The sequence below is a fragment of the Niallia laureatilytica genome (assembly GCF_046613985.1).
Lineage (GTDB): Bacteria > Bacillota > Bacilli > Bacillales > Cytobacillaceae > Niallia.
Genome location: NZ_JBKKHP010000007.1, coordinates 121,456 through 146,660, shown reverse-complemented (window position 1 = coordinate 146,660; position 25,205 = coordinate 121,456). Strand labels below are relative to the sequence as shown.

24 protein-coding genes are annotated in these 25,205 nt (G+C 39.0%); 4 read left to right on the top strand and 20 right to left on the bottom strand.

All coding sequences use genetic code 11. The features are described from left to right. The first annotated feature begins 189 nt into the window (after positions 1-189). Together ACLIJJ_RS17480 and ACLIJJ_RS17475 are read left to right on the top strand one after the other, a co-directional pair. Positions 190-1,896: a methyl-accepting chemotaxis protein gene (locus ACLIJJ_RS17480; RefSeq protein WP_411411388.1), complete on the top strand. Its 1,707-nt coding sequence runs from the start codon at positions 190-192 to the stop codon at positions 1,894-1,896. A gap of 111 nt (positions 1,897-2,007) precedes the next feature. Continuing rightward, the gene (locus ACLIJJ_RS17475) at positions 2,008-2,529 is read left to right on the top strand and encodes a CBO0543 family protein (protein ID WP_233314849.1); all 522 of its coding nucleotides are present in this window, start codon (positions 2,008-2,010) and stop codon (positions 2,527-2,529) included. Between the two features lie 47 nt (positions 2,530-2,576). On the opposite strand, the gene ACLIJJ_RS17470 is transcribed toward ACLIJJ_RS17475, so the two are convergent. The 13 genes from ACLIJJ_RS17470 to uxaC form a co-directional block, all read right to left on the bottom strand. Beyond that, positions 2,577-3,221 carry a HupE/UreJ family protein gene (locus ACLIJJ_RS17470; RefSeq protein ID WP_233314848.1) on the bottom strand — a complete coding sequence of 215 codons (645 nt, stop codon included), beginning with the start codon at positions 3,219-3,221 and terminating at the stop codon, positions 2,577-2,579. Positions 3,222-3,236: 15 nt separating this feature from the next. Next, complete coding sequence (gene larC2, locus ACLIJJ_RS17465) at positions 3,237-3,719, bottom strand: nickel pincer cofactor biosynthesis protein LarC2 (RefSeq protein WP_411411387.1); 483 nt, start codon at positions 3,717-3,719, stop codon at positions 3,237-3,239. Further along, positions 3,716-4,585, bottom strand: a complete 870-nt coding sequence (gene larC / locus ACLIJJ_RS17460) for a nickel pincer cofactor biosynthesis protein LarC (protein ID WP_411411386.1) — start codon at positions 4,583-4,585, stop codon at positions 3,716-3,718. The genes larC2 and larC overlap by 4 nt, the downstream gene beginning before the upstream one ends. Continuing rightward, entirely contained in the window at positions 4,566-5,345 is a 780-nt protein-coding gene (gene larB, locus ACLIJJ_RS17455) for a nickel pincer cofactor biosynthesis protein LarB (RefSeq protein ID WP_411411385.1), read from the bottom strand. The genes larC and larB overlap by 20 nt, the downstream gene beginning before the upstream one ends. A 73-nt stretch (positions 5,346-5,418) precedes the next feature. Beyond that, positions 5,419-6,246 carry an ATP-dependent sacrificial sulfur transferase LarE gene (gene larE, locus ACLIJJ_RS17450; protein WP_233314846.1) on the bottom strand — a complete coding sequence of 276 codons (828 nt, stop codon included), beginning with the start codon at positions 6,244-6,246 and terminating at the stop codon, positions 5,419-5,421. A gap of 58 nt (positions 6,247-6,304) precedes the next feature. Then, positions 6,305-7,075, bottom strand: coding sequence for an SDR family oxidoreductase (locus ACLIJJ_RS17445; RefSeq protein ID WP_411411384.1), 771 nt, complete (start codon positions 7,073-7,075; stop codon positions 6,305-6,307). A 19-nt stretch (positions 7,076-7,094) separates the two neighbouring features. Continuing rightward, entirely contained in the window at positions 7,095-8,363 is a 1,269-nt protein-coding gene (locus ACLIJJ_RS17440) for a nickel pincer cofactor-dependent isomerase, group 22 (protein ID WP_411411383.1), read from the bottom strand. A gap of 252 nt (positions 8,364-8,615) precedes the next feature. Next, positions 8,616-9,467 carry a sugar phosphate isomerase/epimerase family protein gene (locus ACLIJJ_RS17435; RefSeq protein ID WP_341081561.1) on the bottom strand — a complete coding sequence of 284 codons (852 nt, stop codon included), beginning with the start codon at positions 9,465-9,467 and terminating at the stop codon, positions 8,616-8,618. Beyond that, entirely contained in the window at positions 9,467-10,477 is a 1,011-nt protein-coding gene (locus ACLIJJ_RS17430) for a Gfo/Idh/MocA family protein (protein ID WP_411411382.1), read from the bottom strand. Before ACLIJJ_RS17430 ends, ACLIJJ_RS17435 begins: the two co-directional genes overlap by 1 nt. Positions 10,478-10,503: 26 nt before the next feature. Continuing rightward, positions 10,504-11,667 carry a Gfo/Idh/MocA family protein gene (locus ACLIJJ_RS17425; RefSeq protein ID WP_237943217.1) on the bottom strand — a complete coding sequence of 388 codons (1,164 nt, stop codon included), beginning with the start codon at positions 11,665-11,667 and terminating at the stop codon, positions 10,504-10,506. After that, on the bottom strand, positions 11,667-12,554 hold the full coding sequence (locus ACLIJJ_RS17420) for a sugar phosphate isomerase/epimerase family protein (protein WP_251646764.1): 888 nt from the start codon (positions 12,552-12,554) through the stop codon (positions 11,667-11,669). The genes ACLIJJ_RS17425 and ACLIJJ_RS17420 overlap by 1 nt, the downstream gene beginning before the upstream one ends. A 19-nt stretch (positions 12,555-12,573) precedes the next feature. Next, positions 12,574-13,419, bottom strand: coding sequence for an AraC family transcriptional regulator (locus ACLIJJ_RS17415; RefSeq protein WP_233314840.1), 846 nt, complete (start codon positions 13,417-13,419; stop codon positions 12,574-12,576). Positions 13,420-13,620: 201 nt separating this feature from the next. Continuing rightward, on the bottom strand, positions 13,621-15,024 hold the full coding sequence (gene uxaC / locus ACLIJJ_RS17410; RefSeq protein WP_411411381.1) for a glucuronate isomerase: 1,404 nt from the start codon (positions 15,022-15,024) through the stop codon (positions 13,621-13,623). Positions 15,025-15,253: 229 nt separating this feature from the next. On the opposite strand from uxaC, the gene ACLIJJ_RS17405 reads away from it, so the two are divergent. Then, positions 15,254-16,423 carry an ROK family transcriptional regulator gene (locus ACLIJJ_RS17405; RefSeq protein WP_411411429.1) on the top strand — a complete coding sequence of 390 codons (1,170 nt, stop codon included), beginning with the start codon at positions 15,254-15,256 and terminating at the stop codon, positions 16,421-16,423. 85 nt (positions 16,424-16,508) lie between these two features. Here ACLIJJ_RS17405 and ACLIJJ_RS17400 read toward each other — a convergent pair whose 3' ends face one another. The 6 genes from ACLIJJ_RS17400 to ACLIJJ_RS17375 form a co-directional block, all read right to left on the bottom strand. Next, positions 16,509-17,915: an MFS transporter gene (locus tag ACLIJJ_RS17400; protein WP_411411380.1), complete on the bottom strand. Its 1,407-nt coding sequence runs from the start codon at positions 17,913-17,915 to the stop codon at positions 16,509-16,511. Positions 17,916-18,254: 339 nt separating this feature from the next. Continuing rightward, a complete protein-coding gene (locus ACLIJJ_RS17395) occupies positions 18,255-18,989 on the bottom strand; it encodes an alpha/beta hydrolase (protein ID WP_411411379.1) in 735 nt (244 codons plus the stop codon). 9 nt (positions 18,990-18,998) lie between these two features. Continuing rightward, on the bottom strand, positions 18,999-19,994 hold the full coding sequence (locus ACLIJJ_RS17390) for a FecCD family ABC transporter permease (RefSeq protein WP_411411428.1): 996 nt from the start codon (positions 19,992-19,994) through the stop codon (positions 18,999-19,001). Positions 19,995-20,007: 13 nt separating this feature from the next. Beyond that, positions 20,008-21,018: a FecCD family ABC transporter permease gene (locus ACLIJJ_RS17385; RefSeq protein WP_233314836.1), complete on the bottom strand. Its 1,011-nt coding sequence runs from the start codon at positions 21,016-21,018 to the stop codon at positions 20,008-20,010. Positions 21,019-21,078: 60 nt separating this feature from the next. After that, positions 21,079-22,035 carry an iron-hydroxamate ABC transporter substrate-binding protein gene (locus ACLIJJ_RS17380; protein WP_411411378.1) on the bottom strand — a complete coding sequence of 319 codons (957 nt, stop codon included), beginning with the start codon at positions 22,033-22,035 and terminating at the stop codon, positions 21,079-21,081. Positions 22,036-22,124: 89 nt separating this feature from the next. Further along, positions 22,125-23,741 (bottom strand): ABC transporter substrate-binding protein, encoded by a 1,617-nt coding sequence (locus ACLIJJ_RS17375; protein WP_411411377.1) that lies wholly within the window; start codon positions 23,739-23,741, stop codon positions 22,125-22,127. 121 nt (positions 23,742-23,862) lie between these two features. On the opposite strand from ACLIJJ_RS17375, the gene ACLIJJ_RS17370 reads away from it, so the two are divergent. Then, on the top strand, positions 23,863-24,678 hold the full coding sequence (locus tag ACLIJJ_RS17370; RefSeq protein WP_411411376.1) for an alpha/beta hydrolase: 816 nt from the start codon (positions 23,863-23,865) through the stop codon (positions 24,676-24,678). A gap of 143 nt (positions 24,679-24,821) precedes the next feature. Here the strand turns inward: ACLIJJ_RS17370 and ACLIJJ_RS17365 are convergent, their stop codons facing one another. After that, positions 24,822-24,974 carry a hypothetical protein gene (locus tag ACLIJJ_RS17365; RefSeq protein WP_233314833.1) on the bottom strand — a complete coding sequence of 51 codons (153 nt, stop codon included), beginning with the start codon at positions 24,972-24,974 and terminating at the stop codon, positions 24,822-24,824. Positions 24,975-25,205: the final 231 nt, after the last annotated feature.

Genomic DNA, 25,205 nt, shown 5'->3' with positions numbered 1-25,205 from the left:
ATTATTTTCTTACTAGTATTGTGTTCTTCATTATGTATATAAAAAAAATTGATTTAAAAAATTTGTAATCGCTCACAACCTTTCCCTCTTGCTAAACTCCACATCATCTTCCGAAAAACCTCTTCAAATTCACTCAAACGGACCGATATAACATCTAGAAATATATGTTAAGATGAGTGAGGTTGGAGAATGAAAATTAAAACACAATTAATTATCATACTGACTGTTTTGCTTTTTTCTTTAGTTGGTATTGGTATTTACAGCAATAACAGCCTTCATAATGCAGAGGATTATTCTAAAAAATTAAATGAAGCAAAAGAGATGCAGCGTCTCGTTACACATGTTCAGTATCGTCTTGCAGGAATGTCCAATGATGAGAGAGGGTTCTTACTGACAGGTGACAGCCAGTATACAGATGGAATTAAAGAAAAGGCTGTAAACATTGAAGATACGCTAACTTCTATGGAGAAGTTATCAATTTATCAAACGTATAAAGACAGTATTGAGCAACTAGAAACCAGCTTCCAATCTTATACGTCTATGAGTGACAAAGTTGTCAACACATTCAATAATAGTCCTTCTGATTCGGAGGCATTGCATTTTGGTGACTTAAGAAATGTAAGAAAAGAAGTCCTTGATCCTGCTGTTGACAAGCTGGTAGAACAAATAAATGAGAATGTTAGTCAAATTGAAGCAGATAATGAAAAAAACAGTGATATGGCAAAAACTACATTAATTACTATCATTATATTAGCAGCAGGTTTAAGTATTGGATTAGGTTTTATACTGCTGCGTTCGATTTTACGCCCATTAAACATCATGAATAAGCAAATGGTTGAAATTGCATCAGGTGACGGAGACTTGACTAAAAGTGTGAAGGTAAGTGGTAAGAATGAATTTGCTCATTTGGCAACTTCCTTCAATGAATTTGTTGCTTCTCTAAGATCCATGATCTCACAAGTTGGACAAACTTCTAAGTCTGTTGCCCAATCCTCAGATGAGCTTGCTGCAAGCATGGAGCAATCACGAGTAACAGCAGAGCAAGTCGCTGACTCGATACAGATGATTTCGGAAAACAATAATGAGCAAAACAATTCTGCACAGCAAAGTCTGAACAGAGTTAATAATTCCTTACAAAATGTCTTAAATGTATCAACTAAAGCGAACCATGTAGCAAAAGAATCAGACCGTATTAAAGGAAAAGCAAACGATGGTGAACAGGCAATGGCCGAAATGCAAGGACAGATGGGCACTATCCACCATTCGGTTGGATTAGCAGAAAATGGCCTGCACTCCTTAGTCTCAAGCATCAATGAAATAAAAGATACTTTGAACAATATTCAGGAAATTTCCGGACAAACGAACTTGCTTGCCCTAAATGCGGCTATCGAGGCGGCAAGAGCTGGTGAACATGGTAAAGGCTTTGCCATCGTTGCTGATGAAGTGAGAAAATTGGCAGATATGACAAGTACTTCTGCCAACCATATTGATACATTAATCAACACTATTCAGAATCATTCATTAGAAACAGTGGAGAATATGACCCTTGTAAAGGAAAATGTGAATTCTGGAATGGAACTGGCGGATCGAACTAATTCACATATTAAAGAAATACTGAACAGCATCGAGGTTGTTGCTGGTCATATTAAAGAAGTTGCTTCTACAACAGACCAAATTACAACAGAGGTGCAAGGCGTTCAGCAGTCAATGGAAGAAATCGCACACAGCTCTAACAAAACATTAGCAAACACAGAAGAAGTCGCTGCTGCAACAGAAGAGCAAACTGCTTCCTTCCAGGAAGTGTCTGCATCAGCGACCGCTTTATCTAAGCTGTCTGAAGAACTGGAAAAATTAGTTCACCGCTTTAAGATTGCAGATGGAGAAATAAATGATTGAATCAAACTGCTCAAGGTAAATGAACCTTGGGCATTTTTTATGATTTTCTGGAGAGAAATTACATAAGATTAACCTTTTTGGCAACATTATTCAGTATATGAGGTGAGCTGAATGAAGTATAAAAAGGAAAAAATCATCGAAGGTTTTGTATTGGCCTTAAGCTTAATCATTCTCTTCAAACTTATCCCAAAGAAAAAGTCACGAACAGCAGTCTTGGCTTTCTTATTCAAACTAGTGATTACCTGGCTTTTTGGTTTATTAGTGGTAGAGAAGGATGCCATCAACTATCCTGTACGGCTTTTTTTCAAAAAAACATATAAGGGCAGCTTTACCTTTGAATATATTGGATACCCAGCACTATGCGCCTTATTTAATTCCTATTATCCTGAAAAAAAAGGACCCTTAGTTAAAATAGGATACTACTTTCTCCATACCGGTTTTATCATTATTGGTGAATTATTAGCACTTAAATACACGAAGCTGATTCAATATGAAAACTGGAAATGGTATTGGAGCTTTACGACTGTTTGGCTTACTTATTACTGCTCGCGTCTGTTCCATGTCTGGTTCTTTGGAAAAAGTCACTGGAAAAAGAAGTCATTGGGGAATGTTTTTAGAAATTTGTGGATGTAGAAAAAGATAGCAGCAACTTAGGCAGCTATCTTTTTCTATATACGAATTTATTTTATCCAGAGACTAAACAATCCATCTGTTATCCCGATTGAGTACATATAATAAAGACCAAATGCAAAGCTTATCGACCCAGCACATCTTACTAGCAGCTTATTTGTCCGAACACTTTTCGTGCTATACACAAATGGTATGCCAATAATTGTGGTAAAAACGAGCATTCCAATAATTGTTCCTATTCCAAAAACGAGTATGTACAAGGCACACTGCCAAACAGAAGAGACGGTTGACATCGTTAATATTACCATAGCTGCACTTCCTGCAAGACCGTGAATAATTCCTATAAAAGTAACTTTAATAAGTGAAGTCCGTTCAGCTTGCTTATTAATATTCTTGATTTTATCAAAAAAAATATTTTTGCTGCCTAAATATACGAGCATTATACCAACTATAAATTCGAGGGTCATTACCCATTTATCAGCAAGTTCCCCTTTTAGCAATACAATCAATATTCCAAAAACAAATAATGTTGCTGTATGGCCAACTCCCCAAAAGGCGCCTGCTAAAGTTGATCTGGAAAGTCGTTTATCCTTACTGACAATAGTAGATACAGCTATAATATGATCTGGTTCTAATGAATGCTTTATGCCAAGTATTAATCCTAAAAATAACACAGATATGAATTGAAAAATCATCACAGGCTCCCCCCTTTATTCCCTGACTTCCCCATTTCGCCACACTTGTTCATATACTCTTTTCAGTGGAACTTGATGGTGCACTGCTATTTTTTTACACTCTTCATACTCTGGCGCCCGCTGCACAATCTGTCCTTGCAAGATGCCCTCTTTTACTTTTACTGTCCCCCACTCTGTCTCGACATATCTAAATCTTCTTTCAAGCCGATGGACAGTAACTGGATAATAACGTACACCGAGTGTGGTAGTTTCTATAAAAAGAACCTTTTCTATTTCTGCTAGTTTTTCCTGTGAACACAACAATTGCAGCAGTATTCCCGGTCTATTTTTCTTCATGTAAATAGGAGTATAAAAAACATCGTTGGCTCCAGCATCGAACAATAAATCCATTACATAACCGAGCACTTCCCCAGAAATATCATCTAAGTTCACTTCCACTTTAATCATATTTCTATCGATATGCTCCTCATTAGAAGGATGAACTAGATTATCCATCATTGCTCCCCAATAATTACACGCAGAACATTTGGATGTTCAGCAAATTTTTTTGTGCCAGCACCATAACCGATAGATTGCACCATTATAGATGGAAATGCACAAAATTCGTCTGCCAATGCGGCAGCAATAGCGGCACCTGTCGGAGTAGTCAGCTCGCCCCGAATTTTAGTATGTTCAATTGGAATTTCTTTCAGAATTTCCAGGGTTGCAGGAGCAGGTACAGGATATATCCCGTGATCAATCTTAATTCTGCCAGTGCCAACAGGGAGAGCGGAAGCCTTAATGACAGAAACCTCCAGATGATGGATTAAGATAGCAGTCCCAACAATATCAATAATGGAATCTACTGCACCAACCTCATGAAAATGCACTTGTTCTAAGGGCATACCATGTATATGTCCTTCAGCTCGGCCAATTTTCTCAAATATTTTCAATGCTGTATTTTTAATATCATCAGAAAAGTCAGCGCTCTGTATAAGCTCCACAATGTCCTTATAAGAGCGGTGTTGATGACTATGATTATGATTGTGATGATGTGAATGCTCATGGCTATGATCATCGTCGTGGCTGTGTGAATGCTCATGGTTATGATCATCGTCGTGGCTGTGTGTGTGTTTATGGCTATGGTCCCCACTGTCGCCAGCAATACTATGTTCTGTTAAATTATCCACCAAAATTACGTCGAATTTCGTGCTGCTGATTCCATTTTTGACAACCTTCTTCCATACAAGCTTGTATTCATCTTCCATCTTAAGTTTTGACAGTTCTTGAACTAAGAATTCTGGGTCAGCTCCCGCATCGATTAATGCGCCAATTACCATATCACCGCTTATTCCAGAAAAACAATCAAAGTAGAGCGTTTTCATTTTTTCTTACTCCTTTCTGTGCGAGTTGATTGATTAGGACAGCGTTATAGCCGCCGCCAAAGCCATTATCTATATTTACAACACTTATTCCTGATGCACAGGAATTCAACATAGTTAATAATGCGGATAAGCCGTTGAAATTGGCACCGTAGCCTACGCTTGTCGGCACAGCGATTACCGGGTGTGACACAAGGCCGCCAACAACACTTGGCAGTGCTCCTTCCATTCCAGCTATAACTACAGAAACAGTTGCATTCTGGATTTCCTCCAGATGATTGAACAGGCGATGTATTCCTGCAACTCCTACATCATAAATGCGACGCACCTCACTTCCGAGCACTTCTGCTGTGACTGCCGCTTCTTCTGCCACTTTTAAATCCGATGTGCCCGCACAAATGACTGCAATATAGCCATTATCGGTAGCTTTAGCTTCCCTCTCAATCGGTTTTTTCCAATAGAGAACACGAGCTGTTTTATTATAGATAAACTCTGGACATACGCTTTGAATCGTTTCTGCTTTTTCTTTAGAAACTCTCGTCACGAGAACCTGATTGTTCCGCTTTTTTAAGGATTGGATGATGGAAATAATATGCTTTGCTTCCTTCCCTTCCCCGTAGACGATTTCTGCGAAGCCTTGACGTTTATTGCGGTGATGGTCTACTTTCGCAAATCCTAAGTTCTCAAATGTTGCTAACTTCTTTTTAGCTTCATTTATGCTTAACATACCACTTTGAACTTGAGACAAAATTTCCTCCAGCATGTTGGTCCCCCTCAGAGATGGTTTTTCGATTTAAATTAGAGATGCATACCTTACACATATTGTGCTATCTTTTCTAAATAGAAAAGTTTGAGTTATCCTTTACTGCTAGTGCCTTGTTCATGCTGCCACTCTGGTAGCCTATTAAATCTAAAGTGATATATTTGTAGCCGAATTCCTGCAATGCACTCACGATAAACTTGTTTTTTTCCAGTACGTTCCTCATATCATCTGGCTCTACCTCAATTCTGGCGATATCCTGATGGGTGCGGACTCGCACTTGACGGATTTGAAGTGTTTTTAGAAATGCTTCTGCTTTTTCTACCTTTGTAAGATTTTCCTTTGTGATCCTATCGCCATAGGCAATTCTTGAGGAAAGACATGCAAAGGATGGTTTATTCCAAGTCGGCAGTCCTTGCTCATACGAAAGCTCGCGGATTTCCGCTTTAAACAAATTCGCTTCTTGAAGCGGTCCCCGAATCCCTTTTTCTTTTGCTGCCTTCATGCCTGGTCTAAATTCATTCCTATCATCAGCGATGACCCCATAGATGACATTGTTAAATCCTGCCTCTTCCATAACTGGAATAATATGATCAAACAAACTGCTTTTACAAAAATAACATCTGTTTTTTGTATTTTCCGAGTAACCGGGAATCGCTAATTCAGAGGTTTCTATAAGGATATGTTTAACACCAATATGTACCGCAAGTGACTTCGCCTCTTCCAACTCGCTTGTCGGGTATGTTTCGGAGTCTGCGGTTACTGCCAGAACATTTTCTGTTCCTAGAGCATCTACCGCTGCTTTTAATAGAAAGGTACTGTCCACACCTCCTGAAAATGCAACAACAACCGTTTTCATTTCCTGAAGTATAGACATTAGAAGTTCATATTTTTTTGCAGGCATGTCTTTAGCACCCTTCCTAATCTAGATTTTTTTACAAAAGCATTGATACGCTCTTTCATTAGATTGTCATACTTCCAAATCCGCCATCTACCCTAATCAAAGCGCCTGTCACAAAACTGGACGCCTTATCAGAGGCAAGCCAAACCGCTGTACCTTGAAGCTCTTCTGCTTCCCCGAATCGTTTCATCGGCGTATGCTTCATTATGTCTTCTATCCTTTCTTGATCAAGAATCTTTTTGTTTTGCTCTGCCGGGAAAAAACCTGGAATAATAGCATTGACACGAATTTCATACGGAGCAAATTCACGAGCTAAAAATTGGGTGACACTATTGAGCCCTGCCTTTGAAACCGAGTATGTGAATACTCTTGAGAGGGGTGTTGTGGAAGAAACAGAAGAGATATTGATAATGCTGCCCTTTTTGCCATGTTTTATCATCTTCTCAGCAAAAATCTGACAAGTTAACACAATCCCTTTTAGGTTAACATCCATGATTCGATCCCATTCATCCATGTCAATCTCAAAAAAAGGTGTTGCACTATTAGTGCCAGGTACATTAAGAAGAATATCCCAACAGCCAGCCCATTGTTCTATTTCGTCTGCTGCTTTTAAGAGTGAGTCCTTTGTTAAAACATCTGCAAAAAATGCTTTTGCCTCGCCGCCGTTTTGGATTATTTCGTGGACTATTTCTTCTGCTTTAGCTAAATTGCGGCCAACAATCGCTACCTTTGCACCATGTTCTGCCAAGCCCTTTGCCATCGAGGATCCTAACACACCGTTTCCTCCTACTGCAACCGCCACTTTACCGCTTAAATCAAATAGTGTTGACATCAATTTCTCTCCTCATCGTCTAAAATAAATTGCCTTGCTCATTAAAAGGAACTTCATAAAGGCCAGTAATTTGCTCCATATTAGGATGATTGTTCACATATTCAAGTAAGCTTTCAGATACTTCAATCTCACTTAATACTAAGGTGTTTTTAATGCGAACAAGTTTAACATCGTGAAAGTTTAAGATATTGCATGTTTTCACTGCTGCTTGAAGAGCCATTTTATCGTTTGGCAATGTTGTGGCAATTTTTGTTGGTGCTACAACAGTGGAGGTCAGGCCATTAGCATACGTCCCTTCTCTGTCCATCTTGTTGAGCAAACGTTGTGTGGTGAAATCTGCCGTTCCAACACCATTCGCGTTTCCTTCTGATTGTGGAGTGACATCTAGCACAACCATCTTGTTTACATCTGGGCCGCCTGATGCATATGGCGTAGGATAGCGGCCAGTAATATTGGGATCCATTCCGTCACCGCTAATATTCTTGCCGATTTCATCAATCACAAGGACATCAAGCTGGTCAAAAAAAAGTTTAGGCAATAATGACTTTGCTTTTATCTGCAAGGCAGGCTCCGTTTCAATCACTTCTTCTGGTGTCAGCACTTCCATCGTGGCTATTTTATCGAATGCATTTTCCACTGTCGCTACACCGAACAGAAAGGGGGTTTTCTTCATAATGACCTTTGCCATGGCAGGAACGTTTTCTGCCATATATTTAAATCCCATTTGATGACAGGCCTCAGCACCTTTTTGTTTGCCCAGACCAATGCTTATCATCTTCATAATGCCGCTCTCAACAGGTCCACGAAAGGCTGTGTGTGGCTTGATGCGGTTAATCACCACGATGCCGTCTGCTTGCAAGGCATATTTATCTACATATACTGGTAAACCATTCGCTAATTTGCCGACCTGCTCTACTTCCATGGAGGAACGAATCTCTGCTCCTACTGATTCTTTCGAAATACCAAGATGCTCGAGAACGGCTCTCTGGCCCTCTGCCGTTGCTCCACCATGGCTGCCCATGCTTGGGACTATAAAAGGTTTTGCACCTAAACCTTTGAGAAATTTCACTGTTACAGAAGTAAGCTCGGTGATTCGATCTAGCCCCCTGCTTCCGACAGCAACGGCTATTTCCATGCCTGGTTTAATATTTTTTACTATTTGCTCACTTTGTAACTTCTTCATTAAGACGGAACCGAGATCATCTATTTTGCTATCATCAAATGAAACCTTCACTTTTGCCATTTTTGGGACTGGTATGTCTTTTAATAATTCTTCAAGAATACCCATCTACATCACTCCTTAGCCCACTGCGTTGTAAACCCTTCCATTTCTCCTTAAAAATATATTAATTTTAGAATCTATTGGTACGTAAATATTAATTTGTTTAGCAAACTAATTAATTAAATGTATATTATCATTATCGGAAATTTGCGTCAATCATTTATTAGATGCTAAATCCGATGTCTAACTAAAACCAATAAGAAAGAAGTCCCAATATTTAGGACCTCTAACTATTAATTAAGCATGAGGTTCCGATTATCAGAACAAATCTGCATACCCTAATTGTCTTAAATAGTCTCCTGACTCTTTAAGGCAATCAAATGGATCTCTTCCATATGTGTCGTCTTGTTCAATCAGAAAATATTGAACGCCCGCTTTTTTTCCAATCTCCATAATCGCTTTAATGTCCAGATTGCCTGTGCCAAGCTCAGCAAATTCAATATTACCTGTAAATTTGCTCATGAAATCGGACATATCCCTTAAATCTCCTAAATCAATTGGTCCGATGCGATAATCCTTTAAATGAATGAGTGAGACACGCCCGGCAAAACGATTGATGACATCTATCGGGTTTGCTCCTCCTCTTTGGGCCCAGTGAACATCGAGTTCAAAGCCGAGATTGGACGTTTGCTCTCTCATAATATCCAGCAGGCACTTCCCGTCATATTTCTCAAACTCAATATGATGGTTATGGTAATACAGCTCTATTCCATGCTGTTTGAGCCGTTCGGCCATCTTTTCAGCTTCGGTAATATACTCCATCGCCTTGATTTTATCTCCCATTAAATTAACAGGCATCATACCAATTCTAATAAAATTACAATCTAATGTTATACAATCACTGACAATCTTATCAAAATCTGCTGTTAAAGATTCACCTTGGCTCCCTGGCATTGAATCAAGGGGGGCGCTGATCGCTGCGACTTTGATATTAAAGTCTAAGCTTGCTCTTCTCAATTCAGACACATTTTCCTCTGTCATTTGAACTTGTGTGACTTCTACATAGCGGTAGCCCAGCTCATGAATTTTTTTCATTGTTTCATAGACGCCCAATTCGTCTATTTTATTTTTTAAATTGAACATTTGAACACCTATTTTTCCGCTTTTCATCAATTTAGCTCCTCCATTCTGACACGTCTTTTTTCTTCTGATGATTGCCTGATTGCATCAATCATTTTCATGGACATAAGGGCGTCCTTCACATGGGTATACTTGTCGCTGTCTGATGCAATACATTGATAGAACCGATTAATCAGCTTAGCGTGGCTCGCTCCATAATAGAACTTCGTCCCAGTAAGTCCGTCATCTGTTGCTAATTCTATCTTTTTGTCCTCTTCATTAGCTCTTGTTAAAATACTGTCCTTAATCGTAAATTTTTCTTCCTTAAATGTGACTTGCAGCTCTACACTGGAGTTTCGTTCATATGAAATCGTCGCAAAGAACAACCCTGTGGCACCGTTGGCAAATTGAATATGAGCACTTGCTGTATCCTCCACCTCTATTTCATAATCAAGTAATTGATCGATTGATCCTCTGATTGAATCTATGTCTCCCCCGAGGAGCTGCATTAAATCTAAAGTATGAATCGATTGGTTAATCATTACGCCACCGCCGGCATACTTCATCTTGCCTCGCCACGGTTTTACGTCATAATAAGCCTTTGGCCTATTCCATGTAACCAGCCCCTTTATTCCCAGAACTGGACCATAATGGCCGCTTTCAACCATTTCATTCAGCACTTCAACTGTTTTATTGTACCGATTCTGTAAGCACACACAGATTTTCACATGCTTATGTTTTTTTTCTAGTTCCACTAAGGAATAACCCTCTTTATGAGTCAATGCGATAGGCTTTTCGAGAAAGACATTAATGCCCGCTTCCACACAAGCTACTGTTGCAGGATAGTGAAGATAGTGCGGCAAGCAAATATGTACACAGTCCAGCACTTCCTCTGCCAGCATTGCTTCATAATCTTCGTAAAAATTCACATGAGGCACTATTGCTTTACGCTTCGGGTCTACATCACATACTGCCGTTAATTCCACATCTGGGTTTGCCTGTATGGCGGCAAGATGAATTTTTGAGATATCACCAAGTCCAATTACCGCTGCTTTCAGCATTCCAATCTCCCCTCCTGCAACCCATGTCAGCTTTTAATTGGGTTTAGTTTTTCCGCTTCTATCTTTTTGTTTAACTCAGCTAGATATACCTCTTCATCAATTGGCAGCTCTACTTCTTTGTCTAACCAGCTCGACAGATGAATGGCATTTGCCAGTGCAACCCCATTGATTCCATCAGAACCAGGGGCAAGGAGCGGCGTGCCGTCTATAATATTAGCTGCAAAATTTTCCAAAACAGCGATATGCTGCTCTCCCCAAACACTCTCGAATTCTAGCACCTCTTCTGAATAGAGCTCTTGTGTATTGCCGCCCATAAATATTTTTGTCACCTCATGCATGCTCATAGTAGCACTCATTTCTGACTCTGGTTTAACAAGGCGTTTAATCGTTATTTTCTGACTGTCATCAACAACGATTTTCCCCTTGTCTCCCAATATTTCAAAACGGTCCGTCCCTATTACATCATGTGTACAAGTAATGAACACACCTGTCGCACCATTTCCGTAATCAAGCAATGCAGTTACTTCATCTTCCACAGCAATATTGCGCTGAAATCCATATTTCACATTAGAATAAACTTTCTTTGGCATCCCGCAAATCCATTGCAGCAAATCAATTTGATGGGGCGCCTGATTCACAAGGACACCGCCGCCTTCACCATTCCAAGTGGCTCTCCATGCTCCTTGGTCATAATATCCTTGCGGCCTCCACCATGTTGTTATCATCCAGTTTGTGCGGCGGATGTTGCCAATTTCCCCTGTATCTATTAAACTCTTTAAAGTTTGGTAAAGTGGATTTGTCCGTTGATTAAACATAATCCCAAAGGTTAATTCCGGTTTTGTTGCTGCAAAATCATTCATTTCTTTGACTTGTTTTGTATAAACACCTGCTGGTTTTTCAACAAGTGCATGAATATCTCTTTTTAATGCTTCAATCGCCATTTCAGGATGAAGATAATGAGGAACGCATGTGACAATTGCGTCTATCTCACTTCCTTTAAGCATGTCAATATAGTTATCATAAAAAGGAATACCAGGAAACTTCTCAGCTGCTGCTGTCTTTTTCGCTGGATCAATATCACAAATCGCCCCTAGCACCATATTTGCGACTCGCCCCTCTGCCAAAAAGTCAGCATATGCTCCTCCTTGAGCTCCTAACCCAATAACACCTAATCTCACTTTGCTGCCCATTATACTTCCTCCTTACTTGTAATTTGGTTAAGAATGTCTAGCAATGACTCATATTGCAGCTTGTAGGCACTCGCTCCTGTAAGTGCTTCATTGTTTTCGATAAAGTGAAGCGATTCTTCCAGCTCCAAGTCCTTTAGCGAATCAAATAACACAAGATGCGGTTCCAGTGTCAAAAATCCCTGATAGCCTTCGTCCATTGCCAGTTCCAATATTTCTGGAATTCTGCCTTGCCCAGTACCGCATACTACATTCTGTCCAGTTTCTGATACTGCATCTTTTATATGAATATAGACGATGTCATCCTTCAAAAGGTCATAGCATTCTTTTGGTTCCTCACCACACTGTACAAAATTAGCAAAATCAAAAATTGCTTTAAAAGAAGCTGAGCCTACTTCATGCAAAATCTCTTTACAGCGCCGGCCAATATCCCCATAAATATCCTTCTCATTTTCATGGAGCAAAATAATATCATATGATTTAGCAATTGCAGCAAATTCCTTTAATTTACTAATAACATTCTCTCGATATTTGTCTGCTTCTTCCCCTTTCGGAATATAGAAGCTGAAAATTCGGATATACTTACAATCAAGCAAGCTGCAAATCTTGCATATTGTGTGGAGCATTTGCTTTTGCTCTTCAAAGCCGCTGTCGTCATCAATTAGGATCTTGCCTATTGGAGATCCTATAGACGAAACACCGATTTCTGCTTTTTGCAAACGGGGTAAAACATCATCCCTTATTTCATCTACCGAAAAATCACCAATATTTCTTCCGTCAATTCCACGCAAGGATATATAATGCATGCCAAGCTTTTTAACTACCTCAAGCTGTGTATTAAAGTCAGCTGAAATCTCATCTGAAAACCCTGAAATCAATAGGTTATTCATCTTTATAAAGCCTCCTTAACTATTTTTGGCCAGTCTTTAGTGCTCGATAATTTCTTGCCGTGTTTCCTACCTTTTCTTTGAAGTACCTGCTAAAATGAGAAATACTTTCAAAGCCTGATTTCTGCGCAATTTGAGATAACGGAAGATGTGGCTCCACTTCTAATAAATATTTGGCATGATTAAGACGACAGCCCATTAAGTACTCCATCACCGTAAACCCCGTAATTTCCTTGAAGACATGAGATGTATAATATTTGCTTAAATTTCGTTCTTTAGCTAATCTGTCTAAACTGACTTTTTCCGTAAAATGCTCATCAATCCACGATGCTATCATCTCGGCATGAATTTCCTTTTCTGGTCTTTTTGCCGGAAACATCTGTAAATCTTTTTTGCTCATTTTGTAAATCTCTACAAGCAGCTGTACAAGTTCTAATTTCACTTCTGCCTCTAATATGTCTGGTTGATTATTTTCCTGTTTATGATGGATTGCAAATAGGCTACTGATTTGACTCATTTTCTCTTCCACCAGCTTTGCTGACTTATCATAGCCTGTTCGAAGGAGGCAGTTGTTCAGTTTTCGAAAGGGGTCCAGCAAAGCTTCCATTCCAAGCACATGCAAAATTTCCTGTAAATAAGCTGGTGAAAAATGAATGACACTTCTAATATAGGGGGTTTCTAACGATGGATTCGGTTTATGCAATGTTAATCCGTCCATCAATAAAATATCTCCCGGCTGCAGTTCATAAATCCGGTTATTTATTAGATATTTGCAGTCTCCCGAGTGAAAAAAATATATCTCGTATTCGTGATGTGAATGAAACTCAAAGCCTGCCGTCTCCATTCCTCGCATCCTGTAATAGGCCATTATCCATTGCTCCAGCTAAAACCACCCCATTTGGTAAGCGTTATCATTTTTTTATTAAAGTAAGAACCTGTTTCTATTGTATTGCTTTCTGGAACATAATACATTCTCTAAAAATGCTGAAATCTGCTGTTTTTTTTACTGAAATTGCTTTTTTAAAAGCAGTTTCAGTAAAATTTCTAGAAACACCCTGCATGCTAACAATTACCTTACTAAAAAGTATCGCTCTGCGTTTTGAAATCCAATGTTTCTAATTGTTTCCTCAAGCAGGTCCATATCGTATGGTACCAAACCGGATTCTGCCCAATTACCGAAAAGATTACATACAATCCTGCGAAAATAATCGTGGCGGGCATATGAGAGAAAACTCCGTGAGTCTGTCAGCATTCCAATAAAATGGCTCAACATCCCTACATTCGCAAGATCCTTCATTTGCCTTTCCATACCATCGATATGATCATTGAACCACCAGCCTGAACCAAATTGAATTTTTCCAGACACACCCTTTTCTGAATAATTTCCAACCATGCCGGCAAGTACGGGATTGTCTTTTGGATTAAGATTGTATAAAACGGTTCTCGGCAAAGCACCCTCCTGGTCAAGGGCATCAAGAAATGCAGCCAGCGCTTGCGCATGATTAGCTTCTCCGACTGAATCAAAACCAGTATCTGGTCCAATAAGCTTCTTCATTTTTGTGTTATTGTTGCGCATCGCCCCTATATGTAATTGCATGACCCATTGTTTTTCCGCATACATTTTCCCTAGCTCTTTTAACAAAAAGGAACGATAGCATCCTGTTTCCTCTTCTGTCAGCTCGATACCTTTCATACCTTTTTGAAAGATGCTGTCAATGTCTTCCTTTTTCGCATCTATATATTCCATCTTAGGGATATCATGATCAGATGCACAGCAGCGATTTTGATGAAAAAAATCAACTCTCTCTTTCAATGCAGCTAATAAGCCGTCTAAATTATCAATCTGAATTCCAGAAGCGTCTGCTAATTTTTTTAACCATTCACTAAATGCTGGTCTTTCTATAAATAGTGCCCCATCAGGCCGGAAAGTAGGAGCAATGATCGTTTTAAATGTCTCATCATTATTCAATAATTGATGGTATGTTAACGGGGAAATGGGGTCATCTGTTGTTCCGATAAATGTAACATTTGATCTTCTTATCAATGCTCTTGCAGTGAATTGCGATGTCTTAAGCAATTGGCTGCACTGTTCATATATCTCAGAGGCTGTTTGTGGACTAAGCAGTTGATCAATACCAAAATACATTTTTAGTTCCATATGTGTCCAGTGATATAAAGGATTGCCAATCAGGTATGGCACTGTTTCAGCCCAAGCCTTAAACTTCTCCCAATCACTGGCATCTCCAGTAATAAAATGTTCATCCACACCATGAATACGCATGACTCTCCATTTATAATGGTCTCCACTAAGCCATAGCTCTGTCAGATTCTCGTATGTTTTATCTTCCCAAACCTCTTGCGGATTTAAATGGCAATGAAAATCAAAAATTGGTAAACTGGTAGCCGCATTTTTATATAACTGTTTTGCCGTATTCGTATCTAATAAGAAATCATTATCTAGAAATTTCTTCATATGCTCCCCTCTCCCATTCATATGTTTTCTCAAGTTATTGTAAGCATTTACATTTTATTTTATATTAATTTGTTCACTAAACAAATTAATTCCACACATAATGTAACATGTTTAAATTTGTTAGTCAATGCAGATTACAGATTTAACAGAGGTTTTGTTAAATGTTGCTGGTATAATAAGGGTAGTCTAATATTAAATATATCAATATATAAAACCAATGGAGGATCACATGATTACTGGTGATGCAGCATACATAAAAAGAATTAATCGCTCCTCAATTATAAGAAATATTATTAAAGAAGGTATGATCTCACGAGCAGATTTGTCTAAGGTTACAGATTTAACGAGAGCGACCATTTCTGTTCAAGTGGCTGATCTTTTAGAGGAAGGTTTAATTGTCGAGACACAGCTTGAGCATAATTCAGTTGGCCGAAAACCAATTATGCTTTCCTTAAATGGAAGTGCAGGTTTTGCTCTTGGTATTGATTTGGATAGCGGCAAAATCTCCTTCATTCTTTCAGACCTTCTCGGCCAGCCAGTTTCCACTAAATCTGTTGAATTGAAAACCAATGATTACGCTAAGATTTTACATATCCTCATAGAGGAGATAAAGAATTTCCAAGAAAATACGCCTGTAAGCGAATATGGAATTGTCGGTATTGTGATTGCTATTCACGGATTAGTATCAAAGGATGAAATTATACATTTCGTCCCTCGGCTTAACTGGAGCAACATCCATCTGAAAGAAGATTTAAAAAAGGAAATAGACATTCCTTTATATATAGAGAACAATGCTAATCTCTGTTCTTTTGCAGAAAGGGTCTATCAGCACCATGAAACTGACTATTTATTGTGTACAACTCTATACTCTGGTATTGGCATCGGTATGATGATGAATGATGAGTTTTTCCGTGGGTATGATGGCTTCGCTGGGGAAGCCGGCCATATGATTATCGTTCCTGGCGGAAAGCCCTGTAATTGTGGAAACAAGGGCTGCTGGGAGAAGTATGCTTCTGAAGCAAGTATATTTGAACAGCTTTCTTCAGCCAGAAATCTGGAGGATTTAACGTATGACCAAATCCAAGCTTGGATTGAAAGCGGCGACCAAGAGGTAATTGACTTAATGGAACAGCTTCTTTACTACCTTTCCATCGGTCTGAATAATTTAATTAACATGTACAATCCTGATACACTTGTGCTGGAAAGTGAATTGCTGCGCATCTATCCTAATTCACTAGAAAAAATCAAAGCTAACTTAACCTCTTCCACAAGCCATTATCAAGGGCTGTTAATCTCCCCATTGGGTAAAGGTGCTGTAGTTTTAGGTGCGTGTGCATTAGCAATTAAAAACTTTCTCGATGTGCCAATGCTCAATTTTTCTCTTGAAAGCAATGCTTAAGACTAAACGAAGCCTCACCTAAGTTGGGGCTTCGTTTGCTTTTGGCAAAAAAAAGATAGCTGCAATCCAGCTATCCTTCCCATATTTATTTAGCAGCATTCCTTCTATCAGCAAGATCTTGTGCAAGCTGTAGCGTTTTCTTTTTGCTGAGCGGGTATAAGAATACAAGCAGCAAGAAAACTAGAAATAAAGAGCTTGCTGTCAACAATGTCGCAAGGGTATGAATGCCTTGCAACGTGCTTTCTGATTGCACGTCTAATGACGCACTATAACCAACTGCAGCAAGTGCCGTTCCACCTAATCCACCTGCAACTGCTTGCCCTACCTTTCGAGCAAATGAATAAATAGAGTAAATCGTCCCATCTTCCTTCATGCCTGTTATGAATTCATGATAATCAATTACATCTGTGACAAATGCCCAAACAACAATCCCAAAGAACGAAAAACCAAACATTCCAACTGCAGAGATTGCAAGGAATTGACTAGCGCTAATATCTGATAAGAAATAGAGCAGCAAATAATCTATTACGGAAAGCAGCAAGCCTGCTGCTGCCACTTCTTTTTTCCCAAATCTTGCAACTAGCGGTTTTGCAATTACTATCGCAATAAACATGGCAGCTGTCGCAATAAGCCCTGAAATACTTAATGCTTTTGCATTATCAAAATAATTTTTGAACAAATATACATCAACAGCTCCCTTTAACATAGAGCTCATAATAAAAACGAGTGAAGCAATAAGGATAATCAGAAGCGGCTTGTTTTTCCCTACCCCTTGTAATGTCCGTTTCAGCGAGGTTTTGCCTTCCTTTCTTGTCTCTGTAATACGTTCCGTTGACATCTTGTAACATGCCATATAACAGGATAGTGAAAGAACTGCAAAAATGATGGCGGCCATAAAAAAACGGCTAGGATCTGCTTTATTATCGACAAATACAATTAACGGTCCTATCACGTTTACAATTAACCCAGCTAAAGTTGCCCCCATTGTTCGGAAACTTGACAGAGACGTACGCTCGACAGGATCACTTGTAATGACAGAAGCCATTGATCCGTAAGGAATGTTTACCGTACTATACAATGTTCCCCATAAAATATATGTCACAAAGGCATATGCTTCATAGAAGCCTGTTGACATGCCGGGAATATGTATAAACATCAACACTCCTGAAAACACGAGAGGAAAAGACATTCTGAAAATCCATGGTTTGAACTTTCCATTTTTACTTGGCTTTCTCGTGTCAATAAAACGGCCCCATGTTACGTCTGCAACTGCATCCCAAAGACGAGCAATAAGGAAAATCGTTCCTACCATTGCAGGACTTAGACCAAAGACATCTGTGTAATACACCATTAAAAACGAACCTACTAGTATAAAAAAGAAATCATTGCCAAAATCACCAAATAAATAACCTAACTGATCTTTAACTCCAAATTTTTGTACTTTCCTGTCTACATCTGGTATTACTAGCTCTCTGTTTGTTTGAGCCATCATTATCCCTCCAACAGAATTGTAATTATAAGACGGAAATTTCAAATAAATCAGTCGGTGCTTATGCAATTATCTTTAGATGTGCTTAAGCTTTGAACATTCAATCCGTTGTTAGCATAGAAAAACATTATTCCTCCCCTCTGCTTCACTATTTGTAACCCCTTACATTTCATAAAACACACAAGACCAAACTAACTAATGATGCCATAATTAATTTGTTTAATGAACTAATTAATTGGTCGTTATTAGATTAACACCCTCTAACTCGTTCGTCAAACACTTTTTGAAAGCGCTTTTTTAAATTTTATACAAAAAAGAACGATGCTTTTAAAAAGCATCGTTTCATTTCTTATATAGCCAGCGCAATGCCACCATAAATTGCTCAATAAAGTATTCCCGCTGGTGATTAGCAGCTTGCCTTACTTCAAAAAGCAGCTGCTGCTGAGAAAATCCCTTTCGTTCAAGGATGCCATTCGCATTTTGCACAGACTGAACCATTTCCTGCTGTATATTCTTTTTTCCTTTTCCTTCTTCACTGCCAACATATAAATACAGCTTCTTTTTCTCAGGAGAGCACTCTTCATTCTCTAAAAATTCGAGCATATTTGGAAACCATAAGGATGGGGATAGTAGACCGTACTTCCCGATTACCTCACTGGTAGAAAACAAGGCAAACAGCGTAATTAGTCCTCCTAAAGAAGCTCCGAGCATACCCGTTTCCTTCATATCAGGTATTGTGCGGAATTGACTATCTATATATGCTTTAATAGACTCTTCCCAAGTATGCAAATATTCTTTTCCTTCCCCCTTAAAATCAGGGAAGGCTGGTACTAAACTCTCCGCAGGCCATGGAGTATATTCATGAAGTCTATCAACAGGCTCCATTCCAATAAGAATCACTTCTTTGATTTCATTTACTTGATAAGACTCTTTTAACTTAGCCAAATTACTGGAGAATAAATAGTGTCCATCATGCACATACACGGCAGGATAATGCTGATCTGTTTGATAGTAGCTTGGAGGCAAGCAGATGTACAGCTTCCTGCCGCCAACTGTTTTTTCAATTAACTCTTCCATTCTTGCCTCCTAAACTTTTGCTTTTACTAATAAAAAGATGAAATATGGTGCTCCGATAATGCTTAGTATAATACCTACAGATATTTCTGCCGGTGCGACAACGCTTCTGCCGATATAATCAGCTACTGTCAAAAGCAGCATGCCGACAAGCCCGCAAACTAGCAAGGAATGACGGTTCTTCAATCCAACTAGAAGCCTAGCGATATGAGGACAGATTAGTCCAATAAATCCAATGCTACCGGAAACTGCCACACATGAACTTACTAATATAACGGCACCTGCCATCAACAGCCACTTCTCCTTCTCCACTTGTATGCCAAGTCCTTTCATGACATTTTCTTGGAGGCGGAATAAATCGAGCTTGTAAGCTTTAAAGAGGATGAAGGGTACGAAAAGTAAAAACCATGGAAGTATGGAAATGACATATGTCCATGTAGCATTATAGATGGTCCCGTTAAGCCAAACAGTTGCCATTTCAAAGTCCTGTGCTTTCATCTTTAGAGACAGAAACATGGACAGTGATCCAAACCCTGTGCTGATTGCAATTCCTGTTAAGAGCAGCCTTTGGGAATCAAGGCCGCTAATTCTGTTCCATGCTAACAGGAATATAATCGTAGCAGCAAACAGTCCGCCGATTAAACCAATCAGCGGCATTAACAGCTTCATCAGGAGCTGATCGCCAGAGAAGGTTCCTTGAAAGAGGAGCATATATGCAACAATAAAAGCTCCGGCTCCACTGTTTATACCAAGAATGGCCGGATCTGCAAGTCCATTTTTTGTAATGCCTTGAAGGACTGCACCGCCAACACCAAGGCCAAAGCCAATCAGCAAGGCAAGCACAAGTCTTGGCAGCCTTAATTCAAATAGTACTAAATCAATATCCTCCTGCGGACGTATGCGGAACAAACTTTCATAAAACTGCGAGAAGGTGATAGGATACACACCATTTGTGATGCTGTAATAACCTGCAGCAAGGATAAGGACAATCAGAACAAATACGGTTATGTAAAATCTTTTGTTAAACACGCTGATCGCCTCCTCCCTTTCGCTTAATTAAATAGAGAAAGAAAGGAACACCGATGAAGGATGTAATGATGCCAATCGGTGTTTCAAATGGGTAATTGACAAACCTGCTGATCACATCACAGAAAACTAAAAATACTCCGCCTAAAATGCCGGCGCACGGGATAACGGCCCGATAGTCACTTCCGACAAGATATCTTGTGATATGGGGAATAATCAGTCCGATAAAGCCAACTTTTCCGACCAATGCCACTGATATTCCTGTCATTAAGCCGACTGCTGCCATAGATAACAGCTGAATCCATCTTGTCTTTTGTCCCAATCCTGTCGCGAGATCCTTGCCTAAAGACAGGATTGTCACTGATTTCGATAAAAACATCGATATAATAATTCCAACTAAGGCAAATGGAATAACAAACGTTAATAAAGGTGAATCGATTTGATGAAGCCTCGCATTATACCAAAAGCTCATTGTTTGGGAAACTTGGAAATAGGAGGCGAGACTGGAGGATACACCGCTTAAAAATGTTCCGATAATCGTCCCGATTATCGCAAGCTTGACTGGCGAATAGCCGTTTTTCACGAATGCTGCCAAGCCCATTACAAGTGCCACGCCAAACAGTGATCCAAAAAATGAAAGACATAATAGCTGAAAGGAAGATAAATTAGGCAAAAAGATAAATGAAATGGTAATAAAAAAAGCAGAGCCGTCTGTCACTCCCATTATGGATGGAGATGCTAAATAATTTCTTGTGATGCCTTGCATTAATGCTCCCGAAACAGCTAATAGTATCCCAATCAGTAAGGCACCAACTGCTCTTGGTATTCTTGAACTCCTCACGATTGTCTGCTGCATATTATCTGGGTCATAATGGAAAACAGCTGCAAAAATATCCTTAAAGGATGTGTCTGTTGCACCATATCGGATGGAAAGAAGCGTTACGAGCGCAAACAAGATTGGAGATAATATAATAATTAAATAGGTTGCCAGTTTTTTTTGATACATACATATTCACCTTATATACAATTAGTACTTGTCCAGGAGTTCTGGACAAGTACTGTTATTTTACAGCCCTAATTCTTTCTTAAAAGCTGCTAGGAAGTTTGTTTTACTCCAAGCAGTACCGCCTGCTGCCATTGGGTCAATTGCATTTACATATACATGTCCGTCTTTAACTGCATTCAAGTTCGTCCATATAGCATTGCTTTCGAAATCCTTCAATGCGTCTTTATTTTCTTGATTTTCAGATTCCTCAAATTGCACAAACAAGTAATCAGGATTCATTTCAGCCAGCTTTTCCAATGAAATTTGTTCTTGGGCTTTAGCTGCTTTTACTTCTTCTGGTACTGTAAGTCCTAAATCAGTGTAAAGTACTGGATTGAAATAAACACTCTCTGGGTATACAAAAATGCTACCACTGCGAATTCTGACCATTACAACTTCTTTATCAGCAATTTTTTCCGCAACTGCTGTCTTTGTTTCCTTTACACTTGCTTCGTAATCAGAAATGTACTTTTCAGCTTCCGCTGTTTTACCCGTAATCTCTGCCAAAACAAGCAGATTATCCTTCCAATGAGTAGATATATGGGAAATCGGAATCATTGGTGCGACTTTATTTAAGCTTTCCACGACATCTGCTTGAAACTTGCTTGTTCCAAGAATGACATCCGGTTTTAATTGCAAGAGCTTCTCTGTGCTCGGCTGGAATTTGTCACCAATTTCTTGAGCCTCAGACATGGAATCTCCTAAAAATGCAGGAAACTCGCCACCAGTTGCTACTGCTCCTACTGGTTTAACTCCTAACACAGCTGCATCTTCCATTGCTTCCTGACTTGCTGTAACAATTTTTGTACTATCGCTTGGAATTTCATATTCTTTATCTAAAAATGCAATTGTTTTTGTCGTATCAGCACTTGCTTCCTCTGCAGGCTTATCACTGCTACCTGCAGACTCTTCTTTTCCGCATGCAGCTGCAATTACAAGCAGGATACCTAACATTATAATAAATGCATATTTTTTCACGAAGATCTTCCCCTTTTATATAGTCTAATTGATATTGATAACCACTTTCAATTAGGATTATACAAAACTATCTTTTATTGGAACATGGATTATTTCCTCTCATTTACTTGTACTTTTTCCGTAATCAATTCTAATAGATTATGAATAACACGAAGATGAGAGCTTGCAGAGCATTCATTCCAAGGATCTGATTGGATGTAATAAACTTGCTGGCGTTTCACAGCTTCAATATTGTTCCAATGCACCGATGTCCTGACAGTCTCCCAATGTTTTAGCGTTTCCTCATCCTGGCGTATATTCATTAAAAGGAAATCTGGCTGCATTTCCATAACAGTATCTATTGATATTTGTTCATTATGCTTCCATTTGTCTTTCTCTTGTGCAGAGCCTATCTGCAGCTCTTCATAGATTACTTCTATAATGGTTCTAGAGCGGTTTAAATAGTAATTATCCTTGAAAAGACTGATGACTAGTCCTTTTTTTCCGCTTAAATATGGAGCTAGCTGCGTAGATGCACTTAATGCCTGATTTTCATAGAAATCCATCCAATCCTTTGCTTCTTTTGTGCAGTTCAAATATTCTGCTATCTGAAAAAACTGATCTTTCCAATTGTCCTGCTCTGAATAATAAAAGACAGGAGCAATTTTAGCTAATTCTGCTTTTTCGTCTGCAGTTATTTCCTGTTTCGCTATAATTAGATGGGGCTTTGCCCTCTTTAGCTTCACAATGTTTTTGCGCCATTCTGTATGCTTTCGATAAGACTCGAGATGGAAGATAATATCATCTTTGTACTGCTCATAATAATCAAGCGTCCATTTCGGATGAATGGGGGCTGCATATGGAAGTATTTGCAACGCCAGCAGATGTCCTGTTGTTGCGAAATCATAGGAAGCTATTTTTCTATGTCTTTTCTCCCGATATGCCGATGGAGAAATGCCGACAGCTTGTTTAAACTTTCTGCTTAAGTAGAATTCATCCGCATAGCCGACAGAACTGGCAATAGAACGAATGCTGTCTTTTGTCATCAGCAATAGTTGTTTAGCTTTATTTACACGTAATCTCGTAATATAATCGCTTATCGTAATACCGTATTGTTTTTTAAACATTTCTGAGTAATATTTAGGACTAAGCTCTGCCTGCTGTGCCAGCATATCAATCTTTAAGCGTTCATGAAAATGAGCTTCCATATACCTTTTTGTTTCCTCGATTGCTAAGAGAGTATCATTAGGTGTGTCGTGCTTTTTATAGGACAATAAATGAAAGAATACCTCATCAAGCCTGGCTCTCTGCAGAAAATGGAGGTAAGGGGTGTCCTCCCCTTCAAGGCGATACATTTCCTCTATTAGTACTGCCGCCTCTTGATGATAAGGTATTACCTGCTGCTGCATACATGCCAAGCTGTCTAAGTAGGGCTGAATCTCTTCCTCCTTGTCTTTCAGAAACACTTGAAAGGAAATAAGATAATAATCTACATCACTAGCAAATGTAAGTTTATATGTACTGCTTGGCGGGATGACGAGGAGCTGGTGGCTGGCAAATTGCTTCACTTCTTTATTGATCGTAATGGTTCCTCTGCCAGTCTGAATATATATTAAATCGAAATAAGACGTAATTTTATTTTCCTTGCTTTGCTTGTGAATGCGCTTGATGCTCTTCAAGTCTAAATAAAAATTTTTCCAAATATTATTATTTTTTATGATTGCCACTTGTTTTCCTCACCAGTTCCCTTTAAAATATTTGATGATATTGATAATCATTTTCATTAATAATACCAAAATTTAACCAATTAATAAAGATAGCCTGCACTTAAATGAAACGGAGGAAAGTATGAAGACAGAACCATATACCTTGCCGCATACAGAATGCTGGTCTATCTTGTCACAAGGAAATCAGCAATTATATAAAATATTCGTATCTGTTCCTGATTCACCTGCGCCTGAAGATGGTTTTCCACTTATATATGTACTAGATGGAAACTCTATCTTTGCCAGTTTCACAGAAAGTATGAATCTGCAGACTAGACGGGGAGAGATTACAGGAAAAAAACCGCACATTATTGTGGGCATCGGTTATGAAACAACAGAACCATTTAATGACAGTAGATATTTTGACTATACCTTCTCACCTGAGATAGATTTCTTATCCTACCATCCCATAGACAGGGACTTTCCACCAGGGGGCGGCGGAAGCTTGTTTCTTTCTTTTATTGAAAAACAACTTAAGCCCCAAATTGAACAAAAATATGAGGTTAATACCGAAAAACAGACGATTGTCGGTCATTCTCTTGGCGGTTTATTCGTACTTTCTGCATTATTTACTTCGTCTTCTTCCTTTCAGTATTATGTGGCAAGCAGCCCCTCCATCCATTGGAATGAAGACTTTTTAAATACTGCAAAGCAAAGGTTTATGGAAACTGAGCCGAAAGCGAAGCTCCTTATCACAAGCGGAGAATTGGAAAGAGATCATTTTTCACAAATGAATGAAAAAGCGAAGAAACTTAATGATGAACTTCAAACACATGTTTCTGCTAAGTTTGATAGTGAATTTCTCGAATTTCCAGGAGAGGATCACACGACAGTTCTCCTGCCGCTCATTAACAAAACGATTTTGTTCATGAATGATATTAAACAGCAAATTAAATAAACTATACTGTTTTGCTTGAATTAATAGTAGCTTGGGTATAATATGTAACTATAAGCATAAACTAGAAAAAGCCAAGGAGCGGGTAACTCCTTGGCCCTGAACTACTGCCATATCGGGCGGTGCGGTCAGGCTAATATATTAGATTAGCGAGAAGAACCACCCTTACGTTTGTGGCGCGGGGTGGTTTTTCTTTGCTCTTTTTTCCTTTTGCCCGCTAAGCGCTGTGCGTAAGCTGCAGCAAAAGCAGTGAAAAATACTGTGACAGTATTCTCGAGCAGAGTCTTTAGAAAATCCATTGGCGTGTTCACCTCCTTCACCATAAGGGAAAGAGTGACCAGCACCACCCGCATCAAATATATGTAGTTCACTTCTATTATACACTTTTTTGGTAGGTTTTTCTTTACATTCCAAATAGTTTCATAAATTAGGATAAATCACCTAACAACAATAAATAAAGCCAGGCTTATTATAAAGCCTGACTTTATAAAGGAAACTGCCATACCTAAGTTCGATAAAACTTAAGAGTT

Coding starts and splice junctions, on each gene's coding strand:
- ACLIJJ_RS17385 (WP_233314836.1), bottom strand. CDS start 21,018: ATGTATCAAAAAAAACTGGCAACCTATTTAATTATTATATTATCTCCA.
- ACLIJJ_RS17365 (WP_233314833.1), bottom strand. CDS start 24,974: ATGGATTTTCTAAAGACTCTGCTCGAGAATACTGTCACAGTATTTTTC.
- ACLIJJ_RS17470 (WP_233314848.1), bottom strand. CDS start 3,221: ATGATTTTTCAATTCATATCTGTGTTATTTTTAGGATTAATACTTGGC.
- ACLIJJ_RS17480 (WP_411411388.1), top strand. CDS start 190: ATGAAAATTAAAACACAATTAATTATCATACTGACTGTTTTGCTTTTT.
- ACLIJJ_RS17405 (WP_411411429.1), top strand. CDS start 15,254: ATGATTACTGGTGATGCAGCATACATAAAAAGAATTAATCGCTCCTCA.
- ACLIJJ_RS17430 (WP_411411382.1), bottom strand. CDS start 10,477: ATGCTGAAAGCAGCGGTAATTGGACTTGGTGATATCTCAAAAATTCAT.
- ACLIJJ_RS17415 (WP_233314840.1), bottom strand. CDS start 13,419: ATGGCCTATTACAGGATGCGAGGAATGGAGACGGCAGGCTTTGAGTTT.
- larC (WP_411411386.1), bottom strand. CDS start 4,585: ATGAAAACGCTCTACTTTGATTGTTTTTCTGGAATAAGCGGTGATATG.
- ACLIJJ_RS17400 (WP_411411380.1), bottom strand. CDS start 17,915: ATGATGGCTCAAACAAACAGAGAGCTAGTAATACCAGATGTAGACAGG.
- larC2 (WP_411411387.1), bottom strand. CDS start 3,719: ATGATGGATAATCTAGTTCATCCTTCTAATGAGGAGCATATCGATAGA.
- ACLIJJ_RS17440 (WP_411411383.1), bottom strand. CDS start 8,363: ATGGGTATTCTTGAAGAATTATTAAAAGACATACCAGTCCCAAAAATG.
- ACLIJJ_RS17475 (WP_233314849.1), top strand. CDS start 2,008: ATGAAGTATAAAAAGGAAAAAATCATCGAAGGTTTTGTATTGGCCTTA.
- uxaC (WP_411411381.1), bottom strand. CDS start 15,024: ATGAAGAAATTTCTAGATAATGATTTCTTATTAGATACGAATACGGCA.
- ACLIJJ_RS17370 (WP_411411376.1), top strand. CDS start 23,863: ATGAAGACAGAACCATATACCTTGCCGCATACAGAATGCTGGTCTATC.
- larB (WP_411411385.1), bottom strand. CDS start 5,345: ATGCTGGAGGAAATTTTGTCTCAAGTTCAAAGTGGTATGTTAAGCATA.
- ACLIJJ_RS17420 (WP_251646764.1), bottom strand. CDS start 12,554: ATGAATAACCTATTGATTTCAGGGTTTTCAGATGAGATTTCAGCTGAC.
- ACLIJJ_RS17395 (WP_411411379.1), bottom strand. CDS start 18,989: ATGGAAGAGTTAATTGAAAAAACAGTTGGCGGCAGGAAGCTGTACATC.
- ACLIJJ_RS17435 (WP_341081561.1), bottom strand. CDS start 9,467: ATGAAAAGCGGAAAAATAGGTGTTCAAATGTTCAATTTAAAAAATAAA.
- ACLIJJ_RS17445 (WP_411411384.1), bottom strand. CDS start 7,075: ATGTCAACACTATTTGATTTAAGCGGTAAAGTGGCGGTTGCAGTAGGA.
- larE (WP_233314846.1), bottom strand. CDS start 6,246: ATGCCTGCAAAAAAATATGAACTTCTAATGTCTATACTTCAGGAAATG.
- ACLIJJ_RS17425 (WP_237943217.1), bottom strand. CDS start 11,667: ATGGGCAGCAAAGTGAGATTAGGTGTTATTGGGTTAGGAGCTCAAGGA.